This window comes from Granulicella mallensis MP5ACTX8 (assembly GCF_000178955.2).
Classification (GTDB): Bacteria; Acidobacteriota; Terriglobia; order Terriglobales; family Acidobacteriaceae; genus Granulicella; species Granulicella mallensis.
On sequence record NC_016631.1, the window covers coordinates 3359568 to 3384164 of the forward strand.

Here is a 24597-nt window from a genome sequence, read left to right on the forward strand (position 1 = left end):
ACTCATGACCTCCGAGGCCGCAACAGCCCCTTCGGCGACCGAACTCCCGCGAGTCCTCACCGCCACACACGCCACAGCGATCGTCGTCGGCATCATCATCGGCTCGGGCATCTTCCTGGTCCCACGCGAGATGATGGCCGCCGTCGGTAGTTCGCGCATGGTCTATACCGTGTGGATCGCCGGAGGTCTGCTCTCCCTCTTCGGCGCCATGAGCTACGCCGAAGTCGCCGCGATGAAGCCCCGCGTCGGCGGTGAGTACGCCTTCTTGCGCGATGCCTATGGAGACCTCACCGCGTTCCTCTACACCTGGACCTGGACGCTCATCGCCAAACCCGCATCGATCGCTACGATCTCAGCTGGACTGATGCGTGTGCTCGGAACCTTCTCTCTCTTCGCGTTCCTCCCACGTCCCGCCTTCGCGCATCTCCTCTGGAGCCAGGTCTTCGCCATCGCCGCAACCTGGCTGATCACCTTGCTCAACATCGTCAGTACCCGCAACTCCGCAAACGTGCAGACAGCGCTCACCTGGCTTAAGGTGCTGATGATCGTCGTCATCGCAGGCTTCTGTTTCGCGAGCCTCCAGCATGGCTCATGGCATAACTACACAACGACCTTCCGCGGTGCACGCGGTGGCTTCAGCGGCTTCATGATCGCGCTCATCGCCGCGCTCTGGGCCTACGACGGCTGGTCCGATGTCTCGCAGATGGCCGGCGAGGTAAAGCAGCCCCAACGTTCCCTGCCACTGGCCCTGGTCGGCGGTGTAGCCATCGTGGGCGGCCTTTATATGCTCGCCAACGCAGCCATTCAGTACGTCCTTCCTGCAGCAGCTATCGCCCTCTCCGACCGACCTGCAGCCGATGCTCTCCGCCTGGTGGCCGGCAACGCCGGAGCCGCACTGGTCTCCATCGGAATGGCCGTCAGCATCTGCGCAACGTTCGTCGGAAGCTCACTCTCAGGCGCACGCGTCCCCTTCGCCGCAGCGCGCGATGGCCTCTTCCCCAGTCCCCTGGCAGCCATTCATCCACGCTTCCGTACCCCCGCCGCCAGCCTCATGCTGCAGGCTGTTCTGAGCTCTCTTCTGCTGCTCGCCGTCGGCAGATTTCAAGCACTGTTCTCGCTGGCGATCTTCTCCGAGTGGCTCTTCTACGCGCTCACCGCGGCCACGGTCTTCGTCTTTCGCCATCGCGAACCCGATACACCGCGGCCCTATCGCGTTACAGGCTATCCTGTTGTTCCGGCGTTATTTATCCTTGCAGCAGCCGTCCTGCTGGTCTTCAGCTTCATCGACCAGCCATTCAACTCCATCGCCGGAGCCGCCGTGATCCTCTGCGGCATCCCGGTGCACCTCTTCTTTCAACGCCGCAAATAACCATGTCTAAGAAACCCAAACTAGGCCAGAACTTCCTCGTCGACGAAAGCGCCTGCCTCCGCATCTCAGAATCGCTCGGAGACACCCGCGCCCGCACCGTTGTCGAGATCGGCCCCGGCCACGGAGCCATCACCGACCTGCTCGCTCCGCGCTGCGCCCTTCTTCACTGCATCGAGTTCGACCCCGCACTCGCCCGCGAGCTGGCATTCCGCTTCCGCAACGACCCGCACGTCACCATCCACAACGCCGACATCCTGCAAACCGACCTCTCGCAACTCGAATCTCAAAACTCGAATCTCGAAGCCGAGTCCTCTTCGCTAAACCCCTCATCGCTCTTAGCTGAACCAACCCCTTCTCCAGCCGCCACTCTAGACGTCATCGGCAACCTCCCCTACTACATCACCTCGGACATCCTGCTGCACCTCTTCGTCGCGGCCCGCAAAGGCATCCTGGCCCGCGCCGTGTTGATGATGCAGCGCGAGGTCGCAGAACGCATCGCCTCCGCACCCGGCTCCAGCGACTACGGCGCACTCTCCGCCTTCACCCAGCTCCACGCCCACGTGACGAATCTCTTCACGCTGCCGCCGGAGGCTTTCTCTCCGCCACCGGACGTCTACTCCACCGTCCTGCGCCTGGACTTCGCCCCACGCTTCACGGAACTGGGCGTCGAACCCGAAGGCTTCAACAGCTTCCTGCGCTCCACCTTCGCGCAAAAGCGCAAGACACTCGCCAACAATCTGCGTGTCGCCGGATACAGTTCCGCGCAACTCACGTCAGTCTGGCCCACAAGCATTCCAGCGCAAGCCCGCTCTGAAGCGGTCCCATTGGAAGCGATGGCCGAGCTGTATCGGGCACTTTCAACGAATGCATCGAACAGCTCTGAGCTCTGAGCTTTAGCTTCTGCCTTTGCTTCTGCTTCTGCTTCTGCTTCTGCTTCTGCTTTTGCTTTTGCTTCTGTCTTTGCTTTTCTGGTTGTCATTCCGAGCGCAGCGAGCGAACCTGCTGTCTCCCGTTCTTCGTTCGTATCGCCTAGAAATATGGGCTAGAACTGGCGCCTGGCTTGAGGTGACGCACAACGTTTGTGCTGGCACTGGCAAAAAACGGGAGACAGCAGGTTCGCTCGCTACGCTCGGAATGACAACCAGAAAGGCAAAGACAATTGCCTATGAGCCCTTACCGCCGCACCATCTCCGCCGTCTGCGCATGATGGATATGACAGATCGCAATCGCCAGCGCATCCGCCGCATCCGCGGGCTTCGGAGCCTCATCGAGTTCCAATAACCGCGCCACCATGAACTGCACCTGCTCCTTGGCCGCCAGCCCATAGCCCACCACCGAGCTCTTGATCGATAGCGGAGCGTACTCCGCCACCGTCAGCCCACAGTTCGCGGCTGCCAGCATGGCCACCCCGCGCACCTGGCCGAGCTTCAGCGCGCTCTTCGCATTGGCAGAAAAAAAGACTTCCTCAATCGCCACCATCTCCGGCTGCCAGAGCTGCATCAACGCGATCAACTCGGAGTACACCTGCGCGAGCCGCATCGCCGTCGAGTCCTTCTTGCTCAGCTTCACCGCGCCCGCGCACAGATATCGCAGTTTTGGCGTGCGTGCCGAGTCATCGACCTCGACGACACCATAGCCCGTAAACTCCGTTCCACAATCGACGCCGAACACCCGCATTCCCTGAGTCTAATGCCGAAGCACCCATAGAGCTCAGCCCGCGCATCAAACCCGATACAATCAGACCCATCGCAGCATGGACTGACGAAAGCTACCAGCAACCTTGAACCTCGCTCAAAAATCGACAATCTGCCTCCTGGCACTCGCGACACTCCCCTGCCTGGCGCAGACAGCGGCCCCACCTGCGCAGGCCCCGCCCGCCCCCAAGCAACCAACGAGCACCGCGAAGCCCCTGGCCCCACTTCCTCCCAGTCCGTTCAACCGCACCACCATCCTTCTCGACCCGGCGCACGGAGGGGCGGACAGCGGCTCTCGCATCAGCGACACCCTTCTCGAAAAGGACATCACGCTGTCTCTCGCGTTCAAGCTGCGGTCCCTGCTCGCCGCCCGCGGCTTTACCGTCGTCATGACCCGGGACAGCGACGCCGCCACCCAGGCCGACACCCCCACGCCCCTCACGCTCGACGACCGCGCCGGGATCGCCAACCGTGCCCATCCGGTGGCCTGCCTGCTGCTGCACGCAACCGCCGCAGGCCGTGGAGTCCACCTTTACCGTTCGGAGCTCGACCCCATTCCTTATGAGGTCAATGAAACTCCGTGGCTGACCGCGCAGGCTGCCTGGGTCACGCAGAGCCAGAATCTGCAAAAGCAGTTGGGGATGGCACTCACCCGGGCCCACGTACCGCTGGTCTTCAGCCGCGCCTCCGTGCGCCCGGTCGATTCCTTCGCCTGCCCCGCGCTCGTCGTAGAACTCGCCCCGAAAGGCAGCGATAACTCCACGCTCACGGACGACAGCTACCAGCAGCAGGTAGCCCGAGCCATCGCCGCGGCCCTGGTCTTCTGGCAGAACCAGGCACAGCCGCCACAGCGGCTGCCGGCAGTGCAAACTCCCGCAACAGCCCCGGAGACAGGAGCGCAGCCATGATCTCCCGCCACCAGCGCATCGTCTTCTGGAGCCTCGTCGGCTGCATCCTCGCCATGGGAGCCCTGCTCTTCGGCGAACGGCAGCATGCCCGCGACCGTATCGTCGCGCTCGCTGACGCCACGCCTCTCGATGCCCCCTACTCCACCACCGAGTCCGTCACGCTCGACCTGGCCAACGATGCCGACGGCTCCATCACCGCAACCACACGGCCCATTGCCCTGCCCGGCGAGGTGACCGCACGAGCCCGCGCGCTGCTGGAGCACCTCGTCGCCGAATATTCTCTGCCCGGCTCGTCTCACCCGCTGCAATCAGGGGTAGCCGTCGACGACGTCTTTCTCCTGCCCCTGCCCCTCGTCGGTCGTTCGGCAAACTCCTCGGCCCTGATCGCCTCTACCGATCCGAACGCCCTGCAGCCGCAGACCCCCGGCGGCGAACTCGCCGTCATCAACCTGCGCAGCACCTTCGTCAACGCGCATCCCTCCGGCGTCGAGGTTGAATCTCTGACCCTGCTCTCCATCATCGGGACCCTGCACACCAACCTCCCGCAGATCGAGCAGATCCGCTTCCTGGTCGATGGCCAGCCGCGCGAGACACTCGCCGGCCACGCCGACCTGCTGCGCACCTATCCGTCCAGGGACACCACGGTGCAGGCCCAACCCACCACCGAACCCTGAGTCCTCCTGCTTATGTCCTCTCCCATCATCGGTGTCTTCGACTCCGGCTTCGGCGGCCTCACGGTACTGCGTGCACTCCTGCCACTCGTGCCCGGCGCGCACTACATCTACCTCGGCGACACCGCACGCCTGCCCTACGGCTCGAAGTCGCAGACCACCATCGCTCGTTACGCCGTCGAGAGCGCACGCTTCCTCGAAGAGCGCGGCTCTGATCTCCTGGTCATCGCCTGCAATACCGCCACGGCGCTAGCACTCCCCGAGATCCGTGCTGCTGTCTCGGTCCCCGTCGTCGGAGTCATCGAGCCCGTCGTGCGCGCGGCGAATCTCCAGCATCCCAGCGCGGAAGTTCTCGTCCTCGCCACCACGGCAACCGTTCAATCGCACGCCTATCTGCAGCACTGCGAGGCGCTCGGCCTTCGCGCTACAGAGAAGGCCTGCCCACTGCTGGTGCCGCTGGTAGAAGAGGGTTGGATCGATCACCCCGTCACCCGCGACGTCCTCCGCATTTACCTCGAAGAAGCTCTCGCGACCTGCTCACCAAAAGCAGTGCTCCTCGGTTGCACGCATTATCCACTGCTGGCCCCTCTCGTCGAGACGACGCTCCGCGAACTAGGTTCACAGGCCGTCGTCATCGACTCCGCCCAGGCCACAGCCGCAGAGGTTGAAACACACTTCCCCACCTCCACCCCATCCAGTTCCGACGCTGCGACCTTCGAGTGCTTCGCCACAGACTCCGTCGAAAAGTTCCAACGCCTCGGTAGCCTGTTCCTCCAGCACTCCATCGATCAGGTACAGCACCTCGATCTCGGCGGCTAGATACGCTCATCGCTCTTGCCTTTCTTTCTGTCATTCCCGCAGGGAATCTGCTTCCCGCCCCTGCCACATTTCCTGTTAGCTTTTTCTTATGCCCTACCTCCTCAAATCCGAACCTGATAAGTACTCCTTCGACGACCTGCTGCGCGACGGCGAGACCGTCTGGGACGGCATCAAGAACCCGCAAGCCCTGATCACGCTGCGCAACATGAAGCGCGGCGAAGACTGCATCATCTATCACTCGAACGTCGGCAAGGCCGCAGTGGGCACAGCCAAGGTCGTCTCCGTCACCACCGACCCCGACAATCCGAAGATCCCCATCGTCCGGCTCAAAGCCGGCAAGCGCCTGAAGAGCGAGAAGCCCCTCGCCGAGATTCGCGACGCCTCCGTCTTCCACGGCTCCATCATGTTCCGCCAGTTCCGGCTATCGGTAGTCCCTCTCAGCGACGAGCAGTTCGATTGGCTCGTCCACGGCTAGAACATTTTCATAGCCGGCGTGACGAGCCTTCATTTTTTCTCTTTACCCTCCCTAAATCTTGTCATCTCGACCGGAGCATGACGGCTTTATGTCATGCGTAGTGGAGAGACCTGCATTTTGCTCGGGTCAGCAATGCCGCAACGAGCAAAATGCAGGTCTCTCCACTACGGCGGCAAAGAACGCCACCTTCGGTCAAGATGACACCAGTATGGGCAATCAATACATCCCCAAACCTACTTCGCTATCAGCAACAACAACGACTGCCCACACTGCCCATACGTAGTCCCTCCCCCACCGATCAGGGTTTCACTCCCAGGAGCAACAAAGGTATTCGCCCCATCGTTCCAATCGCACGTATCCGTCACCCGATACCAGTTCGTTCCGGTGGGAGGCGTCGGCAACGTGAAGTTGACGCTACCCGACCATCCATTGAAGGCGATATACATCGAGTTGGCATCGCCAAAAGAAGAACCATTGATCGTATAGGCGATCGCATTATTGCTGGTGTTGTCCCAGTAACTCGTATCGGCCACCGCACCACTCGGCTCGTACCAGACAAGCTGGCTGGAGGTATACCAGTTCGCCGGCCGCAACGCCGGATGCGCCTTGCGAAACCCAATGCTTCTCTGGGCAAAGTTGTAGAAGTTCGACTGATCGCTACTCCAGCCATAGTTCAGCCAGTTCGCGGGCGAGTCGAGATTATAGGCATTGTTATTGCACTGCAGCGTCCGCAGATACTCATCGCCGCCCTGCATCAGGGGCGTTCCCGCCGACAACATCTCGAAGGCCATGCCCGTCCGCGCAGCACGGCGTTGATCCGCCGCCGCCCCTCCCTGATCCCAGCTATAGTTCGTGCTCGTTCCGCCATCGGACGGCCCATAGGGCCACGCCTGGCTATTGCTGGAGCCGTTGCAGGAATAAACATCCTTCAGCGTCAGGCCGTCATGGATATCGATAAAGTTCGTAGAGTTCCAGGGCGCGCGGCCGCTGGCCTGAAACAGGTTGGAAGAACCTGAAAAGTCATTCGCATCCTGGCCAATGGAGATCGTCATATTGCCGAGCTCGTTCTGTGCCTGACGCATACTATCCCGGAACACCCCATTCCACTCCGACCAGCCCTTCGGAAAGCCGCCAAGCTGATAGGAGTTGCCTCCGATCGCCCAGGGCTCGGCAAAGAGATCGACGCCGCTGCCTCCCGCCGCCGGGCGCACCGTCAACTCCCGCAAAATGCGATTGACCGCGACGTTCGAGTCCTGGGCGTCGAAGTTATAACCTCCACTCGGGCAGTTCGGAGCCGCAGCTTCAGCAGCCCCATTCAGGCAGCTATTGGCCAGCACCGAAGCAAGGTCGAAGCGGAAACCGTCCACGCCCATCGTGTTGGTCCAGTAGGCCAGCGAATCGACGATCAGGTTCTGAGCCACGGGGTTATAGGTGTTGTAATTACCGCCAACGCCAGTGTTGTCGTAGTAAAACTGATTGCCCGCACTGAGTTCGTAATAGGTCGTATTGTCCAGTCCACGCCAGGAAAGGATCGTCGCCGTGGTGGGGTCCGTGCTGCTCCAGGTGCCGCCTTCGGCCGTGTGGTTGTAGACCACGTCCATGTACACCTTGATGCCCGCATTGTGGAAGGTCTGCACCATCGCCTGGAACTCGGCCGTCGGTCCGCCCGGAGCCTTGTTGTAGGCATAACGGCGATCCGGCGCAAAGAAATCTTCCGTCGAATATCCCCAGTAGTTCTGGTCTACATCGGAGTTCGGAACGACGTCGTTCTCGTCGTTCTGTGTCTCCTGCACCGGCAGGAACTCAACAGCGGTAACACCAAGACTCGCCAGATAGCTCGCCTTGAGCCCCGCGCCATAATAGGTGCCCTGATAGGCCGTCGCGATGCTGGGGTCCTGCTTAGTCAGCCCCCTGACGTTCACCTCGTAGAGAACATCGTCCTTCTGCGCACGTGTCGGCTTGGTGCCGGTGCTCTGCCCGCTAGCCGCCAGCACAACTCCCTTGGGAGCATAGGTTCCGCTATCCATCGTCCGATACAAAGATCCGGACGCGAAGATATTGCCGTTCTGGTTCGAAGCATTGAGCGGGTCCTGGCTGATCTCCAGCGCATAGGGATCCAGCAGCAGCTTATTCGGATTGAAGCGATTGCCGTTGGCATCGACATCCGAGACAAAACCCGTCGAAGAGCCTTTCGTCCAACTCGAACTGTAGGGCCAGTTCGGTCCCCAGGCGCGATAACCGTAATAGACCATCCCGGTAATTCCGGCGGACTGAATGGCAGAGACCGGAACCGTTACCGCCCAGACTCCACTGCCCGCCGCGCTCAAAACATAGGTCGCCGACTCCTGAACCCCATACCCCGCCGAGTAGAGATAGAGCACCATGCGGGTAGCTTGAGAGGAATAGACGCGAAAGGTAATGTCGGTCTTGGACGAGTTATAGCTTGCACCGAGGCTCATACTATTGATCGCCGCATGAGCAGGCGTCATCAGGACGGCGAGGCTGGCGCAGGCCAGCACCAGGGTCACGAAAATCTTCGGGCATTTCATTTTTATCTATCTCCGTAAGCATGTGGTGGGGACTTCAACCACGCCGCACACACTGGAAGAACGGCCGGCATCAGCGCAATCTTTTCGCTCCCTTTTATGGCTCATTTTTTCATCAACAGACAAATCCCCTGTGTTCAAGCACTTGCAGCTTGTTTACCGCCCGGTGTACGGCTTCAGATAACGGCAAAGAATTCAGCCAAAGAACGTAAAGAAGAAACGCAAACCTTGCCGCGGCTTCATAACGTGAAGCCTGCTTCCTCCCTGGACCTGCCTCCGAACGCTGCTCTCAGGCCGCCAAACTGCTATTCTTAGCCTCGGTTAAGTTCACCAAGGAGTCTGAAGTACATGATCGACATGAAGGGTAAAGTGGCCGTTGTCTTCGGCCTCGCCAACAAACGCAGCATCGCCTATGCCATCGCCGAAAAGCTCGCCGCCGCCGGAGCCACTCTCGTTCTGGGTTACCAGTCGGACCGCCTGAAGAAGGAAGCCGACGAGCTGATCGAGAGCCTCGGCCAGACCGGCACCGGCCGTACCATCCAGTGCGATGTCTCGCGAGATGAAGAGATCGACAAGGCCTTTGCAGAGATCAAAGCTGCCTATCCGGCCGTCCACACCATCATCCACTCGGTCGCCTTCGCCCCCGCGGACGCCATCAAGAACGACTTCCTCGAGACCAAGCGCGAAGACTTCCGCATCGCACACGACGTCAGCGTCTACTCCCTGATCGCCATCGCGCGCAGCGCAGCCCCCCTGATGACCGAGGGCGGCTCGATCCTGACGCTCACCTACTACGGCAGCGAAAAGGTCTTCCCAAACTACAACGTGATGGGCGTCGCCAAGGCCGCGCTCGAAGCCACGGTGCGCTACCTCGCCGCCTCGCTCGGCAACAAGGGCATCCGCGTCAACGCCGTCTCCGCCGGCCCGATCAAGACCCTGGCCGCACGCGGCATCGGCGACTTCAACACCATCCTGGACGCCGTTACCCAGCGTGCTCCTCTGCATCGCAACGTTGAACAAGCCGAGGTAGGCAACACAGCGTTGTTCCTCTCCAGCGACTTGGCCAGCGGCATTACGGGCGAGATCACTTACGTGGATTGCGGCTTCAACATCACCGGAATCTAGAAGCTCTTGCCGTGGGCTTTGGCCGTTGCTTTTGCTGTTGCCTTTCTAGTTGTCATTCCCGCAGGGAATCTGCTTCTGCTTTTGTCGTTGCCTTTGCTTTTGCCGTTGCTCTTGCTTTTCTGGTTGTCATTCCGAGGCGCAGCCGAGGAACCTGCTTCCTCCCGTTCTTCGTTGGTACCCCGAAGAAACACAAGCAAAAGAACCTGCTTTCCCCCGCTTTTCACCTGTACCAACACAGGCAAAAGCGGGAGAAAGCAGCTTGGATTCAAGCCCCAAGTGCAACATTTGTGAACATACCAGGATTTTGCCAGAACTCAACGAAGTCGAAGGCTCCTTCTGGGAGGAAGAGTTCAGCTGGAGCTCGTTTTCCGAGTGATTTTCGGATGCGAGCATTCATGAGCATGGCGATATCGTCGAGCTGCTGTTGTGAGAAGTGACCGAGGTCTTGTCCCTTGGGCAGGAACTGTCGGAGCAGGCCGTTGGTGTTTTCGTTGATGCCGCGCTCCCATGGCGAGTGGGGATGGGCGAAGTAGACCTCGATGCCAGTCTGCTGTTCCAGCCACTTGTGCTGGGCCATCTCTCGTCCCTGATCGTAGGTCATGGAACGGCGCATCTGGGAGGCGAAGCGGTTGAGGATGCGGGCGAAGCCTTCCGCGCAGGTCTTTGCCGAGCCGTCTTCGAGCTTGACCAGGGCGAGGAATAGCGTGGTTCGCTCCACCAGCACTCCGACGCGGGACTGGTTGAGTCTGCCCTTGATCAGGTCTCCTTCCCAGTGTCCCGGGACCAGGCGAAGCCCCACCTCCTCGGGCCGCTGGTCGATGAGCTTGATGGGGTCGATGAAGTGACGGCGGTTGGGGTCCACAGCGGCCTTGGAGCGCGATCTGCGGCTCATCCGGCGGCGGCGCAGCATCGTCATCACGCGGGCGCGGAGTTCTCCCCGTGGCATGGCGTAGAGCGCGGTGTAGATGGTCTCGTGCGACAGACGCACCGGATCGGGCATACGCCTGAGTGTGAACCCAACCTGCTCCGGACTCAAGCCCCGGCCAAGCTCGGCCACGACAAGGTCCCACACGAGGGTGCCTGGAACCAGTTTGCGCGCAACCCGCGGCATGCGCTGCAACCTTCGGGCACGTCGATCTGCCGTCACCGCAGAATAGCCTCCGGCGATAAACCGGCGACCGCCCTTCGGACTAGGCTGCGCAACGTGCCAGCCATTACGACCCATCTCCCGGGTGACCGTGGACCGCGCCCGTTGGAGGCCGGCGGCTATCGCCGCCGGCCTCCAACCCATCGATAACTGCGTCTGCAGAAGACAGCGCTCCTCCATAGAAAACTGCTTGTACGTTCGACCCATGCAACATCTTCCTCCTTAGAAAAGAAAATGTTGCACTTCCAGTTTGAATCCAAGCAGGTTCCTCACTTCGCTCGGAATGACAACTAGAAAAACAACAGCCCTTACCCCAGCTTCTCCGTCAACTCCGCCCACCGCTCATACACCGTATCGTGCTCAGCCTGCGCCGCTTCCATCTCCGCTAACGCAGCCGTAAGCGCCGCGGCATCGGTAGCCACCGCCGGCTCAGCCAGGCGATCATGCGCCGCGGCCATACGAGCATCGGCCGCATCCACCCGCGCCTCGATCCCATCGAACTCGCGCTGCTCCAGGTACGAGAGCTTCTTCTTCCCTCCCGAAGCCGCTCCCCCACGCTTGGACTCAGTACTCGCTGTCTCCTGTTTGCTGTTCCCTTCTTCCTGCTCTTTCCACTCTTCCCACTGCGAGTAGTCGGCAAAGATCCGCGACCTGCCCTTGCCATCCAGGCCCAGCACCGTATTCGACACGCGATCCAGCATGTAGCGATCGTGCGTCACCAGCACCAGCGCACCCTTGAACTCCAGCAACGACTCTTCCAGAATCTCCAGCGTAGGAATATCGAGATCGTTCGTCGGCTCGTCGAGCATCAGGACATCGGCGGGCTGCAGCATCAACCGCGCAATCAACACGCGTGCCCGCTCGCCGCCGCTCAGCCGATCGACCGGCTGATTCAACTGATCGCCCGAGAACAGGAACTTCGCCGCATAACTCGCCACATGCACGACGCGATCCTGGTAGACCACCGAATCGGAGTCCGGCGCGAGCGAGCGCCGCAGCGTCAGCGAAGGGTCGATCTCGCGCATCTGCGAGAAGTAAACGATGCGCAGTGCATTCGCCCGCTTCACCGTACCCGCACTCACCGGCAGCTCGCCCGACATTGCCCGCAGGATCGTCGTCTTGCCGCTGCCGTTCGGGCCCACGAGCCCGAGCTTCATCCCGTTGGTCAGGCCAAAGTTCACCCCGCCGACGATCTCTCGCCCGCCCAGCGTAATCGAAACACCTTCCATCTCGATGAGCCGCTTGGTCTGCCGGTCGGTCGCCGCAAACTCGATGCCCGCCGACGACGTGCGCGTGCGCGCATCCACCTCGGCCAGCTTGCCGATCAGCTCATGAGCGTTGTCGATGCGGGCCTTGGCCTTGGTCGCACGGGCCTTCGGTCCGCGCCGCAGCCAATCGATCTCCGTCTTCACCCGGTTCCGCAGGCCCTCCTGCATCTTCGTCTGCGACTCCATGTACTGCTCCCGGCCCTCCAGGAACTTCGAGTACGTCCCGCGCACGCGCAGCACACCCTCCGCATAGACCCGGCTAAGCTCGACAACCTCGCTCGCGGCATTCTCCAGAAAGTAGCGATCATGCGTCACCACCACGCTGGCGAAGTTCGCCCCGCGCAGCATGGCCTCCAGCCACTCAATTCCTTCGAGATCAAGATGGTTCGTCGGCTCGTCAAGCAGCAGCACATCGGGCTGCGTCACCATGGCCTCGGCGATAGCCAGGCGCTTCTTCCAGCCACCGCTCAGGCTCGCGGCCTCGGCGTCCATACGCACGTGGCTGTCCGCTCCATCGTCGGCAAATCCTGCGCGCCCCAGCGTCTCACGCAGTCGCTGTTCGTGCTCATTGTCCGGCACATGCGCGCGCTGCAGCGCCTTCTCCACCACGCTGCGCACGGTCGCGCCCTTGGCAAACTCGGAGATCTGCCGCACATAACCCACACGCGCGCGCTTGCGCACGGCCAGTTCGCCTGTGTCGGGTTCTATATCCCCCGCCAGCACAGCAAGCAGGGTAGACTTACCAGCCCCATTCGGCCCAATGAGCCCAATGCGGTCGCCGTCGTTTACGGCAAAAGAGATCTTTTCAAAGAGGGGCGTCGCGCCAAAGCGTTTCGACACGCCCTGAGCATTCAAAATCGGCGGCATATCTACCAGTTTACCGGTCGCCGCTCCTGTATTACTTTTCCGTGACGAAACCGTTATCCACAACGACGAAAATCCATTGGACAGTCCGAAACACAGGCTCTACCCTGCTCGCAGTTTCAGGTTTCACCAACCAGAATCGAGGCTCCTGTGAAGTACACGCCTTTCCGCATCGTCCTGCTCTCCCTCGCCGCCACCCTCCTAACCAGCGCAGCCCACTCCCAGACGATCATTACCGAACCCGACCAGGGCTTTACGCCGATCTACAACTTCATCAACACCGCCACCAAGACGCTCGACATGACCATGTACGAGCTCGTCGACACGACGGCAGAGAAAGATCTCGCAGCGCTCGCAAAGAAGGCTGTTACCGTCCGCGTCATTCTCGACCAGAACCTCGAGAAGAGCAGCAACACCACGGCCTATAACTACCTCAACGAAAACGGCGTCTCGGTCCACTGGGCGAACCCGACCTACTCCGCGACCCACCAGAAGACCATCACCGTCGACGGCGATTCTTCGATGATCCTCACGGCAAACCTCACCAGTGAGTACTACTCGACCACCCGCGACTTTGCCGTCATCGACACCAACCAGACCAACGTCGCCGCCATCGAGAAGGTCTTCAATGCCGACTTCACCAACGCCACCGTCACTCCCAGCACGGCCTACAGCCTCATCTGGAGCCCGACCGATTCCAGCACCGATCTGGTGGCCATCATCAATGGCGCCACGCAGAGCCTGACCGTCGAAAACGAAGAGATGAGCGACTCCACCATCGTCACCGCACTGGAAAACGCAGCCAAGCGCGGCGTCGTCGTAAAGATCATCATGACCAATGACGACAACGAGTACGAGAGCGAGTTCAACGCACTCCACAAGGCCGGCGTACAGATCCGCACCTACAAGGACACCTCCACGACGCTCTACATCCACGCCAAGGTCATCCTCGCCGACTACGGCGTTAGCGGCGCGGAAAAGATCTTCGTCGGCTCGGAGAACTTCTCCGTCGCCTCCCTCACGAAGAATCGCGAACTGGGCCTGACGATGGCCACAGCCTCCATCCTCGAAACCTTCAACACCGTGCTCACCAGCGACTTCACCGGCGGCACAGCCTGGACCACAACCTAGAACGATTCTTCCCTGTTGGCTGAAATTTTGTTTTTCTTGTTGTTGCCTTTCTTGTTGTCATTCCCGCAGGGAATCTGCTTTTGCTTTTGTCGTTGCCTTTGCTTTTGTCGTTGCCTTTGCTTTTCTAGTTGTCATTCCGAGCGAAGTGAGGAACCTGCTTTCTTCGGGGTACGAACGAAGAACGGGAGAAAGCAGATTCCTCACTCCGCTCGGAATGACAACAAAAAAACAAAAAATGCCCCAACCAAAACAGCTTGGGGCATTTCTGACTAAAATTACCGCTCTACTCCAGATCGAAATCCCGCATCGGCCTCTCGCCCAGCGGCGACTCCTTGGCTTTCTTCACGGCCTCGGCAAACCGCTTCGCCATCAGGTCGTCCTTGTTCTTCTCCGCCTGCACCGACTGCGCGAAGAGCGATTCCCTGCGGGCATCCGATTCCTTCAGCGCCTTGGCTGCAGCGCCGAAGTCCTCAAATGTCTTCTTGCGCTGGGCTGACGTATGCGCAATCACCGAGCGCGTCACCGGATCGATCTTCAAGATTCCACTGCAGTCCGGACACGTCACTTCAAACGGCTGATCGCTCAATCCCATCACAAAACACCTCGATGGACATTTTAGAACCGGCGCGGCTGCATCGGCGAATAAGCGTAGACATACTTGGGCTCGCTGCGGAACGCCCAAATCAGGGCGACGATCCATCCGATCACCGTCCAGCCAAGAAACAGGTTCAGCAGAAAGATACCGACAACACTCCGGCTACCGCGCAATGCCGCGACGATCGTGGGAAGAAAGTGAATGGCTCCAAACGGAAGAAGACACAACGCGAAAAGAACGTGCATGACGTAAAACCTCTCTGGAAGACATTACGTATTCCCAACGATTGTAGTTCCATCCAGCATCAGCAGATCGTACAGCGAAGTCGTTGCCGTTGCCTGTTTTTCGCCGTCATCCTGAGTCCTGAGCGAAGTCGAATGGACGAAGGACCCCCGCATTCTGCACGATGCCTGAGGAAACGCACGCCCCCAACCACCAAGGCCGCCCGAAGCAACGCCTACAGGTAGATCACCCGATGCCCCGGACACTCCTGCCCGGCATGCTCCACCAGCAACTCCGGCAGCGCATCTTCGTACCGAGCCACAAACCAGACCCCACCCAGCAGCCGCTCCTGCAGGTGTCCATCCGGGAACAGATTCAACATCATAGCCGTCGCATGCTTCTTCAGCGACGCTTCCTTCTGCACCTCGAACGCCGCCGCCATCCGCCGCAGACGATTCATCTGGTAGCGCATCTTGCTCGCCGAAACCCCTGCCGCACGCGCCAGGTCCGCACTCATCGCGCTCATATACTCGGTCAGCGCGGTCAACTCGATATCCATCGCGTTGCCCACCGCCGCGATCTTGCGCTTGCCCTCGATCGGCATCGCCCGAGCCCCCAGCCGCAGCGCAAGCGCGTCCACCGTCTTCGACTCGAACATCTGCGCCAACGAGACCTCATGCGTCGCCATCGCCGTAGCAACCGCGGGCTCGATGAGCGTCGCTGAAAGTCGCGGCAATACCGGAGTCACACGCCCCAGGATCTTCTCGTACACCACCGCCGACTGCGCGAAGTAGGCAATCTCCGCCGGGCCGCCGATATAAGCCGCCGTGGGCAGAATACGGTCCTGAAACACCGGCCGCAGCAACGCATTCGGGCTCAGACGCTCGGGTTCATTCTCAAGAATCGCGAACAGGTCTTCGGTGGAATAGCTCTGCGATCCAGCCTTCCACTGGCCTTCGCCAAGCCGGCGCAACGGCAACCGTGCACCAGTCTCCGCATCGAGCAGGAACAACAACGAATGCCCCCGAGCCACAAGCACCTGGGCGTGGTACCCACCGCTCACCAGCTCCTCACTCCGCTTCAGCAGAGCGTCTTCAATCTCTTCCGCCTGCGCAATCGCCTCACGCAGCACAGGCGTGCCCAGCGCATGAAACTCGCGTATCGAGGCGTCCATGACGATCAGCCCCTGCGCGGCAAAGATCTTGCTGATCAGCCGTCCGAACGCTCCCGCCAGATGGGCATTGGGCGCATAACAGGCCCGCAGCAGTTCACAGACTGGAGCCCACCCCAAAAGCTCGCTGACACGATCCAGCTCGGCCTCCAGCCGTAGCCGCCCCTCTTCATTGCCGCCATCGACGCGCAAGCCGCCCACCGGCACCGGACGTTCCGCCCGCAGTCCCAGCCGCAGCGTCTCCGTCTCGGTCTTCGAAAGCAGAGTCACCTGGTCGACCTCCGCCAGATCGTGGTCCTCGCTCGCCAGCCAGAAGACCGGAACATGGTCCCGTCCACTGGCCTTCGTCGCATCCTGGGCCTTCCTGATTGCTGTCGCGGCCTTCAGCAGCGTCAGCAGCGGTCCGCCGAACAGCGCAACCTGCTGCCCGGTAACAACCGCCGCTGCTCCATTCCGTAATCGTTCGATATTCGCCAGAACCGCGCCGCTCGCGTCAAAGCCGTCGGACTGCCTTAGCAGGGCATCGGCCAGCCGTCCCCGATGCGCGGCCTCCAGCTCCGGCGAGCTCTTCGCCCAGTCCATCGTGAAGGGGTCAGCCGGATACCACCGCCGCAGAGCGGCAGCATGCGCGGACGAGCGTATGTCCGCGTAGTCGCGAAACAGCGCGGTCGTTCCCGGTAGTGTCGAGAGGTCGTGGCACTCAACGTTCATTCAGTTACAGTCTCTCATCCTGATCCTGTTTGGATGGCGGAACAGGGCATACCGATGCAGCAATCTTCATTCATGGTATCTACAGGCTGCTTCATGTACTGTACGGTCATGGCACCGACAAAGACACCCTCCGCGAAGAAGAAAACCCCTGCAAAGAAGCCCCTTGCGGCTTCCTCCAAGCTGGCGACGCCGAAACCGGCCAAGCCCCTCAAGCTCTCCGGCAAGGGTCGCACGCTCTCATCGAAGGTTGTGTATAAGGGCAGAATCTTTTCCATCACCGCCGACGATGTCGCTGAACCAGGCGGCGTCCGCGCCAAGCGTGACGTCATCCGCCACAACGGCTCGGTCGTCGTGCTCGCGGTCGACACCAAGACCAACCCCGCCGATCCCAGCATTCTGCTCATCCGCCAGTATCGCCACGCGGCGGGCCAGTTCCTGCTGGAACTTCCAGCAGGACGCATCGAGCTGGGTGAAAAGCCCATTCCCGCAGGCAAGCGCGAGCTCATCGAAGAGACCGGCTACCGTGCCAGGCGGTGGTCGAAGTACGTCCGCTACTTCGCCAGCCCCGGGTTCCTGTCCGAGGCCATGAACATCCTGCTGGCGGAAGACCTCACGCTCGGCGAAGCGACCCCCGAAGACGACGAGCGGATCGAGATCCACATGACCCCGCTCTCCGAGGTCCTGCGCCTGATCCACGACGGCAAGATCCTCGACGGCAAAACGTTGGTCGGCGTCCTGTTCTACGACTCCCTGCGCCGCACCCAGCAGGCATAAGCTGCAGAAAAACTGCTGCAGAGGTGTGCGGATATCGAGCACGTGATCTATCCGCACACCTCACATTGAAACCACGAAACATTACTTGCCCGATATCCGAAACGTCCTGTTTCCCATCAGTTAGAAATAAAACCCCAACCTCCAGTCAGGCATCCCAAAGGCCCGGTTTTGCATATAAACCAGTACGAGCTTTCCGCTCACGCGGGGAGCCCATTTTCCGTTTTTGGGAAGGGCCTCATGGCACAGTACAAGGGCACGGTTAAGTGGTTTAACAATGCAAAGGGTTTTGGGTTTTTAGCACGGGATAGCGGTCCGGATGTGTTTGTTCACTACAGCGCTATCCAGCTTGACGGTTATAAGAGCCTGAAAGAAGGGGATGAGGTTGAATTCGACGTCATCCAGGGAACAAAAGGTCCGCAGGCGGACCAGGTTGTTCGCACAAAGGCTATCTAACGCGTCGCGTCTAAAACCCGCGTCTTTCTAAAACCTCGTTTAGCTTCTCGTTCTCCGCCCACTTTCCGAGGCTTTTCACACACAATCTATCCGTAACTTCAGAGGCCCGGGTGCAGGCATCTACAATCGATGCGGCCCCCTGGGCCTTTGGATTACTTATGGACAACATCACTCTCGCCCGTCTGCTCGATGAAACCGCCGCTCTGCTCGAAATCGATGCAGCCGACCCCTTTCGCATCCGCTCCTATCGCCGCGCCGCAGAGGCTGTCGAGCAGCAGACCACGCGTCTCGCCACACTAGCGACTCCCGACGCCGACCCCAAAGCCCTGCTCGCCATTCCGGGCATCGGCAAAGGCATGGCCCAGAACATCCGAGACCTGGTCGCCACCGGCAGCATGCCTCTGCGTGAGGAGCTGCTGCAGAAGTATCGTCCCACCATGCTCGAGCTCCTGCGCCTCCCCGGCATGGGCCCCAAGACAGTCGCGATGCTCCACTCTGCCCTGCAGATCGCCGATATCGACGCCCTCGAAGCCGCCGCTAAACGCGGCGACCTGCTCACCCTGCCGCGCATGGGTCAGAAGTTTACCGACAAGCTGATCAAGGGCATCGAAGACCATCGCCGCAACGCCTCGCGCTTCCGCATCGACGTCGCTCGCGAGCACGCCGAACGCATCAGCGAACTCATCCGCCAGTTCCCTGGCATCGACACCATCACCCCCGCCGGCAGCCTGCGGCGCGGCCGTGAGACCTGCGGCGATCTCGACCTGCTCGTCACCGGCCCCGCCTGCGAGGCCGATGTCGTAGCCGCGGCCGTCGAGCACGTCGCCAGCCTGCCTCTCATCGACAAGCTGCTCGCCAAGGGCCAGAACAAGGTCAGCTTCACGCTGCGCAACGGCCTGCAGGTCGACGTGCGCCTACTGCCGCGTGCCAGCTACGGCGCCGCGCTGCAATACTTCACCGGCTCCAAGCATCACAACGTCGCGCTGCGCCAGCGGGCCATCAAGCGCGGCCTCACGCTCAGCGAATACGCCTTGCTGAGATTAGAAGACAACAAGATCATTGCTGCGGAAACAGAACAAGACATCTACAACGCGCTCGATCTCGACTACATCGCACCCGAGCTGCGCGAGAACTGCGGTGAGCTGGAAGCCGCGGAGAAACATACGCTCCCGCACCTCATCGTCCGCTCCGACCTTCGCGGCGATCTGCACATGCACACCACCGAATCCGACGGCGGCAACAGCATCCGCGAGATGGCGGAGGCTGCCATCGGGCGCGGACTCGAGTACATCGCCATCACCGACCACTCGAAGAACCTCGCCATGACCAACGGCATGGACGACACCCGAGCCCTTGCCCACGCCAAACGCATTCGCGAGGTCTCCGCCGAGCTCGCCGAGGAGTTCGCCGCCAGGCGCGGTCCGCAGTGGGCACGCTACGAGCGGCGCTTGAAGGACAAAGAGCCGAATGCCACGGAGCCCACGATTCCCTTCCGCATTCTCACCGGCGTCGAAGTCGACATCCTGCTCGACGGCACTCTCGACCTCGAAGACGCGACGCTCGCACAACTCGACATCGTGATCGCCAGCGTCCACTCCGGCTTCAACCAGACGCAGGAGGAGATGACCGCCCGCGTCCTTCGCTCCACCGAGAATCCCTACGTGCAGATCCTCGGCCATCCCACCGGCCGCAAGGTACTGCAGCGCGAACCCTACAAGATCGACCTCGCCCAGGTGCTCCCGGTCGCGGCCCGGCTCGGCGTCGCCGTCGAACACAACGCCGCACCCGCACGCTCGGACCTCTCCGACCTCCACCTGCGCCAGGCCAAAGAGCTGGGTTGCAAGCTGATCGTGAACACCGACGCTCATTCCATCGGCGACCTCGACCAGATCGACCACGGCATCGTGCAACTTCGCCGCGCGTGGCTGACCGCGCAGGACCTCATCAACACCCAGCCAATCGATCAGTTCCTCTCCACCCTCCGCCCCCGCCCCTAACGCCGTCGTTGTCGTTGCCTTTCTTTCTGTCATCCCCGCAGGGGATCTGCTGTGCCCCTGCGACAATCCTTCGGCACAAGGCACGCTATCCTGTTCACATCATGTCCGACCTCAATCTCGGCCCCGCAGAAAGCAGCAGTCCCGCAAAGTCAATCCTGATCGCAGTGATCGTTCTCGCCATCATCGCGGGCGCCGTCTACTACCTCAACCCCCGCAAGACCGCCGAGCTTAGCGTACCCAAGGTTCAGCTCTACGCCGCACAAACAGCCTTCAAAGCCGAAGACAGCAACAGCGGCATGCACGTCATCGGCCAGAGCGCGCACATCGAAAACGACCTCTACGTCGTCGCGACCCTGCACATCGACGACAAGCTGCGCCTCCCGCTCTTCATCACCACCATAACCGCGACCTATACGTCGCCGAAGGACGAAACGCTCGACACCACCTCGCCCAGCGCCGCGGACCTTGCGCGCATCGAAGAGAGCTTCCCCGCTCTCACGCCGATGATGTCGCAACCGCTCGACGGCCAGACGCAGATTGCTCCCGGAGGCTCTGCCGAAGGCACCGTCCTGCTGCACTTCCCCGGTCTCACGGAAGCAGACTGGAAGGCCCGCAAGTCTGCAATCGTCACCGTCAATCTCGCCCACCAGGCGCCGCAAACCATCACCATCCCCTAAACGCAAAAACGCCGCGTATCCAATGGATACGCGGCGTTCCTTGCAACTTCTCAAAAACTAGGGAACAGAGATCGGAGTCGGCGCACTCTTCGGCGTACTCAGATAGCCCGTTACCTCGTTCTTGCTGATGTTGTTTACGACGATCTCGAACAGCGCAGGCGTCTTGCCTGAATAAAACTGTACGGGCTCGTCGAGATTCTTGTCCTTCTTGTCGATGTTCCTGTCATCCGAGTTCACAGCCAGCGTGTACTTGGAGCGCTTCTGATCGACCTTCTTCAACTGCACCTTGATGGTTCCGACATTCTGTGCGGGAGCACCCTTGTGCAGCGTGAACTCATAGTAATTCCGATCGCCACGATGCTTCAGCTCTTCCAGCTCGTCATGATTGGTCGCAATCAAGCCGCTCATCACACCGGAATCACCCATCACTCGCGTCAACTGTGTCTTGGTCTGCGCGAGATCAGCCTGCGTCGTCGCAACATCGGTCTTCACACCGCCAACATCAGACTTCACAGACGAGACATCTGTCTGCACATCGCCAATCTGCTTGGAAGTAGCGTTCTGTTCTCTCTGCAACCGCGCGGTTGTGGCCGTCACCGTTCGTTGGGCCGCAATCAACTCGTTGGACTTGTCCTCCAATTGCTTTTGCGTCAGGCCTACGCTCTGTCCCAGGGTCTGGGCCTGCGCACGCATCCGTTCGTTGGTCTCATCCAGCCGTTGTGACAAAGCCGTGTTCTGCTGACTGGAAGCATCCAATTTCTGTTGTTCGCCCTTTAAAGTGGCCTGTAGGGAGAAGCTCCAGGCAAGCGCTGCCAGAGCCAGTAAAATACCTGCAACAGCTATGCCCGTCAGCCAACCCGGCGCAGACGGCGTTACAACGTACTCGCGATCGTTATCGTTCATTCGACGCTCCTTTTTTCCCGCGCTTATGTCCTAAGTCTCTCTATCTCAACGCTTGGGAGAGTATGGACGCGCTACAACCACAGTTGGATGCCAATGAACACGAATTCGCTGCCAAGCCCTGACATTCTAATTGTCGGAGCCGGAATTATCGGACTTTCGCTCGCTCTCGAACTCCACTTCCGAGGAGCACAAGTGACTGTGCTGGAACGATCTACAGCACTCCAGCACGCCTCCACCGCAGCCGCCGGCATGCTCGCGGTAGACGATCCGCATAACCCTCCTGCGCTATTACCGCTCTCCCAACTCAGCCGTTCTCTGTATCCAGCGTTCCTGCAGCGAGTCGAATCGCTCTCCGGCCTCGCAGTCCCGTTCCAGACCGATACGACGATCCAGTACCTGCCCGACGGCAGCACCCAAAGGCTCGTGGAGCACTCACTCGATCCACGCCAACTCGCCCCCGCGCTGCTTGCGGCAGTCCGCGCGACCTCCATCGATCTGCGCGAGCACACCGAGCTTCTCTCTCTCACCGAGACGCCTCAAAGCCTGCTGCGTGTGGACACCAGCAACGGCGAACTCTCTCCCGCGAAGCTCATCCGCACCCAGGGCGCATGGGCTCGCCTGCAGGTTCGTCCCGTAAAGGGCCAGATGCTTCGCGTACAGCTTCCTGCCACACTTCCTCTGCGCGAGGTCCACCGCACCGAGCACGTCTACATCGTGCCGCGCACCCAGGGCCCGCAAGCCGGAACAGCACTGATCGGAGCCACCGTTGAGGACGCCGGCTTCGACACAGCCCTCCATCCAGAGAGCCTCGACCACCTCCGCTCACTCGCCGCGGAGCTTCTCCCCTCGCTTGCGAATGAAGCCGCAGCCCCTCAGGTCGAGGCCTGGGCAGGACTGCGCCCCGCAACCACCGACAGCCTTCCGATCCTTGACGCCCACACGCCCAGCCAGTTCCTCGCGATCGGCCACTTCCGCAACGGCATACTCCTCGCTCCCGCGACAGCAGCCGTCATGGCCGACCTCATCGAAGGCAAATCTCCTGCGACAGATCTCGCGCCCTTCGCGGCCTCTCGCTTCACCAATAGATAAAATCGCACACCATTACCGATATTCGCTCAACCTTCGTGACAAGCGAATCCACGCGGTTTGATAATCAGTCACGCTGTTGAATTCCCGCTCGGAGAGCGTTCTCATGTCCACCGCCGCACCCAAAGGTCTACAAGACGTCGTCGCCAATGAATCTTCCATCTGCTTTATCGATGGGGACAAAGGCATCCTCTCCTACCGCGGAATCGATATCCACGAGCTTGCGGAGAAGTCCAGCTTTGAAGAGATCACCTATCTCCTGTGGAACGGCGCACTCCCGACCGCTGCTGAACTCAACGACTTCTCGCACCAACTCGCCGCCGCACGCCAGATTCCCGACGACGTGATCGCGTTCCTGCGCAACGTCCCCAAGACGGCGTCGCCCATGGAAGTCCTGCGCACCACCGTCTCGCTGCTCTCCATCTACGACGCCGACGAGAAGTCCACCCTGCACACCGCGAACATCCGCAAGAGCTTTCGCCTGACCGCGCAGATCGCGATGATCGTCGCCATCTTCGACCGCATCCGCAAGGGCAAGGAGATCGTCAAGCCCGACACCTCGCTCTCGCACGCAGCCAACTTCCTCTGGATGCTCAACGGCGAGAAGCCCTCCGAGACGGCCACCAAGGCGCTCGATGTCGCCCTGATCCTGCACGCCGACCACGAACTCAACGCCAGCACCTTTGCCGCACGCGTGATCGCAGCCACCCTATCCGATCTGCACTCCGCCATTACGGGCGCCATCGGCGCGCTCAAGGGACCTCTGCACGGCGGAGCGAATGAAGCCGTGATGCACCTGCTCTACGACATCGACAAGGCCGGCGAAGATCCCGTCGAGCACGTCCGCAAGATGCTCGCGAACAAGGAGAAGATCTCCGGCTTCGGCCACCGCGTTTACACCACCGAAGACCCGCGCGCCACGCACCTCCGCAAGATGTCCGAAGACCTGGGCAAGGACGCCAATCCCAAGTGGTACACGATGTCGCGCCAGATCGAACTCTTCGTCAAGGAAGAGAAGAAGCTCAACGCCAACGTCGACTTCTACTCCGCCAGCACCTATACGACTCTGGGCATCGACATCGATCTCTTCACGCCGATCTTCGCCATCAGCCGCATCTCCGGCTGGTGCGCCCACGTGATCGAGCAGCACGACGACAACCGGCTCATCCGTCCGCGTGCCGACTACACCGGCCCCGCATGGCCCGCGCCCTACGTCCCCATGGAACAGCGCAGCTCGCAGACCAAGCCCTACCCACCCAAGCCCAGCGCATAAAAACAGAGCGTAGACCAACAGAGGATAGAGCGTAGAGAAGGCGGCACCTTTTTCTCTACACTCTATCCTCTACTGGTCTACACTCTGCCCTACTTCGCGCTTGCTGGCGGCACGATCCCATTCATCCGCAGGTACTCCACGATCTGCCCGTAATGGTCATATCCATGTGCGACTCCAAAGGCCGCTACTGTTGCGCGGGTCTGCATCCCATCGGCGCCCTTGATCGTTACAAAAGCATTCTCCGGAGTGATCGTAGCCAGCGCCTTATGCGCGAACACAAACGACGCAGCCAGTGCAGCGACGATATCGTCCTTCTTCGTCATCTCCCCGATGGCCTTCACGTCGACTTCCGGCTTCATACCGCTTACCGTGCTGTAGAAGTAGTAATTCGCTTCAGCGAGATGCGTCGCCTGCTGCGCAAAGGTACGCACCGTATCGAACTTTACTGTCTGGGAAGGAGCGAAGATCGCCGCACTCGGTGCGAAGCTATACTTCTCCGCCGGCATCGCCTTCACGGCTCCCATCAGTTCCTCTTCAAGAAGGTTCAGCATGTCGTCCAGGGCCTTGGATGGCTCCGCCTTCGCGCCGATAGCGGGTTTTGCCGTCGATCCCATGGGCATCTGCGCCGTCGCTGTCAGACAACACGCACCCAGAACAATTCCTGCTGCCATCATCTTCAATTGCATCTCTTCACCTCGGTTAAATTCTGCTCTTGGAG

Annotated in this window: 23 protein-coding genes; 14 read left to right on the forward strand and 9 right to left on the reverse strand. The window is 60.6% G+C overall.

Features of this window, described 5'->3' with window-relative positions; all coding sequences use genetic code 11:
* Positions 1–4 precede the first annotated feature (4 nt).
* Both ACIX8_RS13580 and rsmA read left to right on the forward strand, forming a co-directional pair.
* The gene (locus ACIX8_RS13580; RefSeq protein ID WP_014265920.1) at positions 5–1369 is read left to right on the forward strand and encodes an APC family permease; all 1365 of its coding nucleotides are present in this window, start codon (positions 5–7) and stop codon (positions 1367–1369) included.
* A 2-nt stretch (positions 1370–1371) separates the two neighbouring features.
* The gene (gene rsmA, locus ACIX8_RS13585; protein ID WP_014265921.1) at positions 1372–2259 is read left to right on the forward strand and encodes a 16S rRNA (adenine(1518)-N(6)/adenine(1519)-N(6))-dimethyltransferase RsmA; all 888 of its coding nucleotides are present in this window, start codon (positions 1372–1374) and stop codon (positions 2257–2259) included.
* 283 nt (positions 2260–2542) lie between these two features.
* On the opposite strand, the gene ruvC is transcribed toward rsmA, so the two are convergent.
* Positions 2543–3046 carry a crossover junction endodeoxyribonuclease RuvC gene (ruvC, locus tag ACIX8_RS13590; protein WP_014265922.1) on the reverse strand — a complete coding sequence of 168 codons (504 nt, stop codon included), beginning with the start codon at positions 3044–3046 and terminating at the stop codon, positions 2543–2545.
* A gap of 103 nt (positions 3047–3149) precedes the next feature.
* On the opposite strand from ruvC, the gene ACIX8_RS24605 reads away from it, so the two are divergent.
* The 4 genes from ACIX8_RS24605 (at position 3150) to ACIX8_RS13610 (ending at position 5936) form a co-directional block, all read left to right on the forward strand.
* Complete coding sequence (locus ACIX8_RS24605) at positions 3150–3971, forward strand: N-acetylmuramoyl-L-alanine amidase family protein (protein WP_014265923.1); 822 nt, start codon at positions 3150–3152, stop codon at positions 3969–3971.
* Entirely contained in the window at positions 3968–4645 is a 678-nt protein-coding gene (locus ACIX8_RS13600) for a GerMN domain-containing protein (RefSeq protein ID WP_014265924.1), read from the forward strand. The genes ACIX8_RS24605 and ACIX8_RS13600 overlap by 4 nt, the downstream gene beginning before the upstream one ends.
* Before the next feature lie 12 nt (positions 4646–4657).
* Positions 4658–5461 carry a glutamate racemase gene (murI, locus tag ACIX8_RS13605; RefSeq protein ID WP_014265925.1) on the forward strand — a complete coding sequence of 268 codons (804 nt, stop codon included), beginning with the start codon at positions 4658–4660 and terminating at the stop codon, positions 5459–5461.
* Between the two features lie 88 nt (positions 5462–5549).
* On the forward strand, positions 5550–5936 hold the full coding sequence (locus tag ACIX8_RS13610; RefSeq protein WP_014265926.1) for an EVE domain-containing protein: 387 nt from the start codon (positions 5550–5552) through the stop codon (positions 5934–5936).
* Positions 5937–6169: 233 nt separating this feature from the next.
* Here ACIX8_RS13610 and ACIX8_RS13615 read toward each other — a convergent pair whose 3' ends face one another.
* Positions 6170–8485 (reverse strand): isoamylase, encoded by a 2316-nt coding sequence (locus tag ACIX8_RS13615; protein ID WP_014265927.1) that lies wholly within the window; start codon positions 8483–8485, stop codon positions 6170–6172.
* A gap of 345 nt (positions 8486–8830) precedes the next feature.
* On the opposite strand from ACIX8_RS13615, the gene ACIX8_RS13620 reads away from it, so the two are divergent.
* Positions 8831–9607: an enoyl-ACP reductase FabI gene (locus ACIX8_RS13620; RefSeq protein WP_014265928.1), complete on the forward strand. Its 777-nt coding sequence runs from the start codon at positions 8831–8833 to the stop codon at positions 9605–9607.
* 265 nt (positions 9608–9872) lie between these two features.
* On the opposite strand, the gene ACIX8_RS13630 is transcribed toward ACIX8_RS13620, so the two are convergent.
* Both ACIX8_RS13630 and ACIX8_RS13635 read right to left on the reverse strand, forming a co-directional pair.
* Positions 9873–10961, reverse strand: a complete 1089-nt coding sequence (locus tag ACIX8_RS13630) for an IS30 family transposase (RefSeq protein ID WP_014263695.1) — start codon at positions 10959–10961, stop codon at positions 9873–9875.
* Positions 10962–11062: 101 nt separating this feature from the next.
* Positions 11063–12889, reverse strand: coding sequence for an ABC-F family ATP-binding cassette domain-containing protein (locus tag ACIX8_RS13635; protein ID WP_014265929.1), 1827 nt, complete (start codon positions 12887–12889; stop codon positions 11063–11065).
* 147 nt (positions 12890–13036) lie between these two features.
* Between ACIX8_RS13635 and ACIX8_RS13640 the strand changes: the two genes are divergently transcribed.
* The gene (locus tag ACIX8_RS13640) at positions 13037–14017 is read left to right on the forward strand and encodes a phospholipase D-like domain-containing protein (protein ID WP_014265930.1); all 981 of its coding nucleotides are present in this window, start codon (positions 13037–13039) and stop codon (positions 14015–14017) included.
* Between the two features lie 283 nt (positions 14018–14300).
* Here ACIX8_RS13640 and ACIX8_RS13645 read toward each other — a convergent pair whose 3' ends face one another.
* The 3 genes from ACIX8_RS13645 to bshC all read right to left on the reverse strand — a co-directional run bounded on the left by ACIX8_RS13645 (position 14301) and on the right by bshC (position 16716).
* Complete coding sequence (locus tag ACIX8_RS13645; RefSeq protein WP_014265931.1) at positions 14301–14609, reverse strand: hypothetical protein; 309 nt, start codon at positions 14607–14609, stop codon at positions 14301–14303.
* A 23-nt stretch (positions 14610–14632) separates the two neighbouring features.
* Positions 14633–14857, reverse strand: a complete 225-nt coding sequence (locus tag ACIX8_RS13650) for a superinfection immunity protein (RefSeq protein WP_014265932.1) — start codon at positions 14855–14857, stop codon at positions 14633–14635.
* 212 nt (positions 14858–15069) lie between these two features.
* On the reverse strand, positions 15070–16716 hold the full coding sequence (bshC, locus tag ACIX8_RS13655; RefSeq protein ID WP_014265933.1) for a bacillithiol biosynthesis cysteine-adding enzyme BshC: 1647 nt from the start codon (positions 16714–16716) through the stop codon (positions 15070–15072).
* Positions 16717–16824: 108 nt separating this feature from the next.
* Here bshC and ACIX8_RS13660 point away from each other — a divergent pair, with 108 nt between their 5' ends.
* From ACIX8_RS13660 to ACIX8_RS13675, 4 genes are all read left to right on the forward strand, one after another.
* Complete coding sequence (locus ACIX8_RS13660) at positions 16825–17490, forward strand: NUDIX hydrolase (RefSeq protein ID WP_150110604.1); 666 nt, start codon at positions 16825–16827, stop codon at positions 17488–17490.
* Between the two features lie 237 nt (positions 17491–17727).
* Positions 17728–17943, forward strand: coding sequence for a cold shock domain-containing protein (locus ACIX8_RS13665; RefSeq protein ID WP_044178653.1), 216 nt, complete (start codon positions 17728–17730; stop codon positions 17941–17943).
* A gap of 158 nt (positions 17944–18101) precedes the next feature.
* Complete coding sequence (locus tag ACIX8_RS13670) at positions 18102–19940, forward strand: PHP domain-containing protein (protein WP_044176743.1); 1839 nt, start codon at positions 18102–18104, stop codon at positions 19938–19940.
* 101 nt (positions 19941–20041) lie between these two features.
* Entirely contained in the window at positions 20042–20617 is a 576-nt protein-coding gene (locus ACIX8_RS13675) for a hypothetical protein (protein WP_014265937.1), read from the forward strand.
* 57 nt (positions 20618–20674) lie between these two features.
* Here ACIX8_RS13675 and ACIX8_RS13680 read toward each other — a convergent pair whose 3' ends face one another.
* On the reverse strand, positions 20675–21520 hold the full coding sequence (locus ACIX8_RS13680; protein WP_014265938.1) for a hypothetical protein: 846 nt from the start codon (positions 21518–21520) through the stop codon (positions 20675–20677).
* Positions 21521–21613: 93 nt separating this feature from the next.
* Here ACIX8_RS13680 and ACIX8_RS13685 point away from each other — a divergent pair, with 93 nt between their 5' ends.
* Together ACIX8_RS13685 and ACIX8_RS13690 are read left to right on the forward strand one after the other, a co-directional pair.
* Positions 21614–22609: an NAD(P)/FAD-dependent oxidoreductase gene (locus ACIX8_RS13685; protein WP_014265939.1), complete on the forward strand. Its 996-nt coding sequence runs from the start codon at positions 21614–21616 to the stop codon at positions 22607–22609.
* A gap of 103 nt (positions 22610–22712) precedes the next feature.
* Positions 22713–23879, forward strand: a complete 1167-nt coding sequence (locus ACIX8_RS13690) for a citrate synthase (RefSeq protein ID WP_014265940.1) — start codon at positions 22713–22715, stop codon at positions 23877–23879.
* Between the two features lie 89 nt (positions 23880–23968).
* Here the strand turns inward: ACIX8_RS13690 and ACIX8_RS13695 are convergent, their stop codons facing one another.
* Positions 23969–24565, reverse strand: a complete 597-nt coding sequence (locus ACIX8_RS13695) for a DinB family protein (RefSeq protein WP_014265941.1) — start codon at positions 24563–24565, stop codon at positions 23969–23971.
* Positions 24566–24597: the final 32 nt, after the last annotated feature.

Excerpts from the sequence above, each read along its gene's own strand:
- ACIX8_RS13580 (WP_014265920.1), top strand. The coding sequence starts at position 5 with ATGACCTCCGAGGCCGCAACAGCCCCTTCGGCGACCGAACTCCCGCGA.
- rsmA (WP_014265921.1), top strand. The coding sequence starts at position 1,372 with ATGTCTAAGAAACCCAAACTAGGCCAGAACTTCCTCGTCGACGAAAGC.
- ruvC (WP_014265922.1), bottom strand. The coding sequence starts at position 3,046 with ATGCGGGTGTTCGGCGTCGATTGTGGAACGGAGTTTACGGGCTATGGT.
- ACIX8_RS13600 (WP_014265924.1), top strand. The coding sequence starts at position 3,968 with ATGATCTCCCGCCACCAGCGCATCGTCTTCTGGAGCCTCGTCGGCTGC.
- murI (WP_014265925.1), top strand. The coding sequence starts at position 4,658 with ATGTCCTCTCCCATCATCGGTGTCTTCGACTCCGGCTTCGGCGGCCTC.
- ACIX8_RS13610 (WP_014265926.1), top strand. The coding sequence starts at position 5,550 with ATGCCCTACCTCCTCAAATCCGAACCTGATAAGTACTCCTTCGACGAC.
- ACIX8_RS13615 (WP_014265927.1), bottom strand. The coding sequence starts at position 8,485 with ATGAAATGCCCGAAGATTTTCGTGACCCTGGTGCTGGCCTGCGCCAGC.
- ACIX8_RS13620 (WP_014265928.1), top strand. The coding sequence starts at position 8,831 with ATGATCGACATGAAGGGTAAAGTGGCCGTTGTCTTCGGCCTCGCCAAC.
- ACIX8_RS13630 (WP_014263695.1), bottom strand. The coding sequence starts at position 10,961 with ATGGGTCGAACGTACAAGCAGTTTTCTATGGAGGAGCGCTGTCTTCTG.
- ACIX8_RS13635 (WP_014265929.1), bottom strand. The coding sequence starts at position 12,889 with ATGCCGCCGATTTTGAATGCTCAGGGCGTGTCGAAACGCTTTGGCGCG.
- ACIX8_RS13645 (WP_014265931.1), bottom strand. The coding sequence starts at position 14,609 with ATGGGATTGAGCGATCAGCCGTTTGAAGTGACGTGTCCGGACTGCAGT.
- ACIX8_RS13650 (WP_014265932.1), bottom strand. The coding sequence starts at position 14,857 with ATGCACGTTCTTTTCGCGTTGTGTCTTCTTCCGTTTGGAGCCATTCAC.
- bshC (WP_014265933.1), bottom strand. The coding sequence starts at position 16,716 with ATGAACGTTGAGTGCCACGACCTCTCGACACTACCGGGAACGACCGCG.
- ACIX8_RS13660 (WP_150110604.1), top strand. The coding sequence starts at position 16,825 with ATGGCACCGACAAAGACACCCTCCGCGAAGAAGAAAACCCCTGCAAAG.
- ACIX8_RS13665 (WP_044178653.1), top strand. The coding sequence starts at position 17,728 with ATGGCACAGTACAAGGGCACGGTTAAGTGGTTTAACAATGCAAAGGGT.
- ACIX8_RS13670 (WP_044176743.1), top strand. The coding sequence starts at position 18,102 with ATGGACAACATCACTCTCGCCCGTCTGCTCGATGAAACCGCCGCTCTG.
- ACIX8_RS13675 (WP_014265937.1), top strand. The coding sequence starts at position 20,042 with ATGTCCGACCTCAATCTCGGCCCCGCAGAAAGCAGCAGTCCCGCAAAG.
- ACIX8_RS13680 (WP_014265938.1), bottom strand. The coding sequence starts at position 21,520 with ATGAACGATAACGATCGCGAGTACGTTGTAACGCCGTCTGCGCCGGGT.
- ACIX8_RS13685 (WP_014265939.1), top strand. The coding sequence starts at position 21,614 with ATGAACACGAATTCGCTGCCAAGCCCTGACATTCTAATTGTCGGAGCC.
- ACIX8_RS13690 (WP_014265940.1), top strand. The coding sequence starts at position 22,713 with ATGTCCACCGCCGCACCCAAAGGTCTACAAGACGTCGTCGCCAATGAA.
- ACIX8_RS13695 (WP_014265941.1), bottom strand. The coding sequence starts at position 24,565 with ATGCAATTGAAGATGATGGCAGCAGGAATTGTTCTGGGTGCGTGTTGT.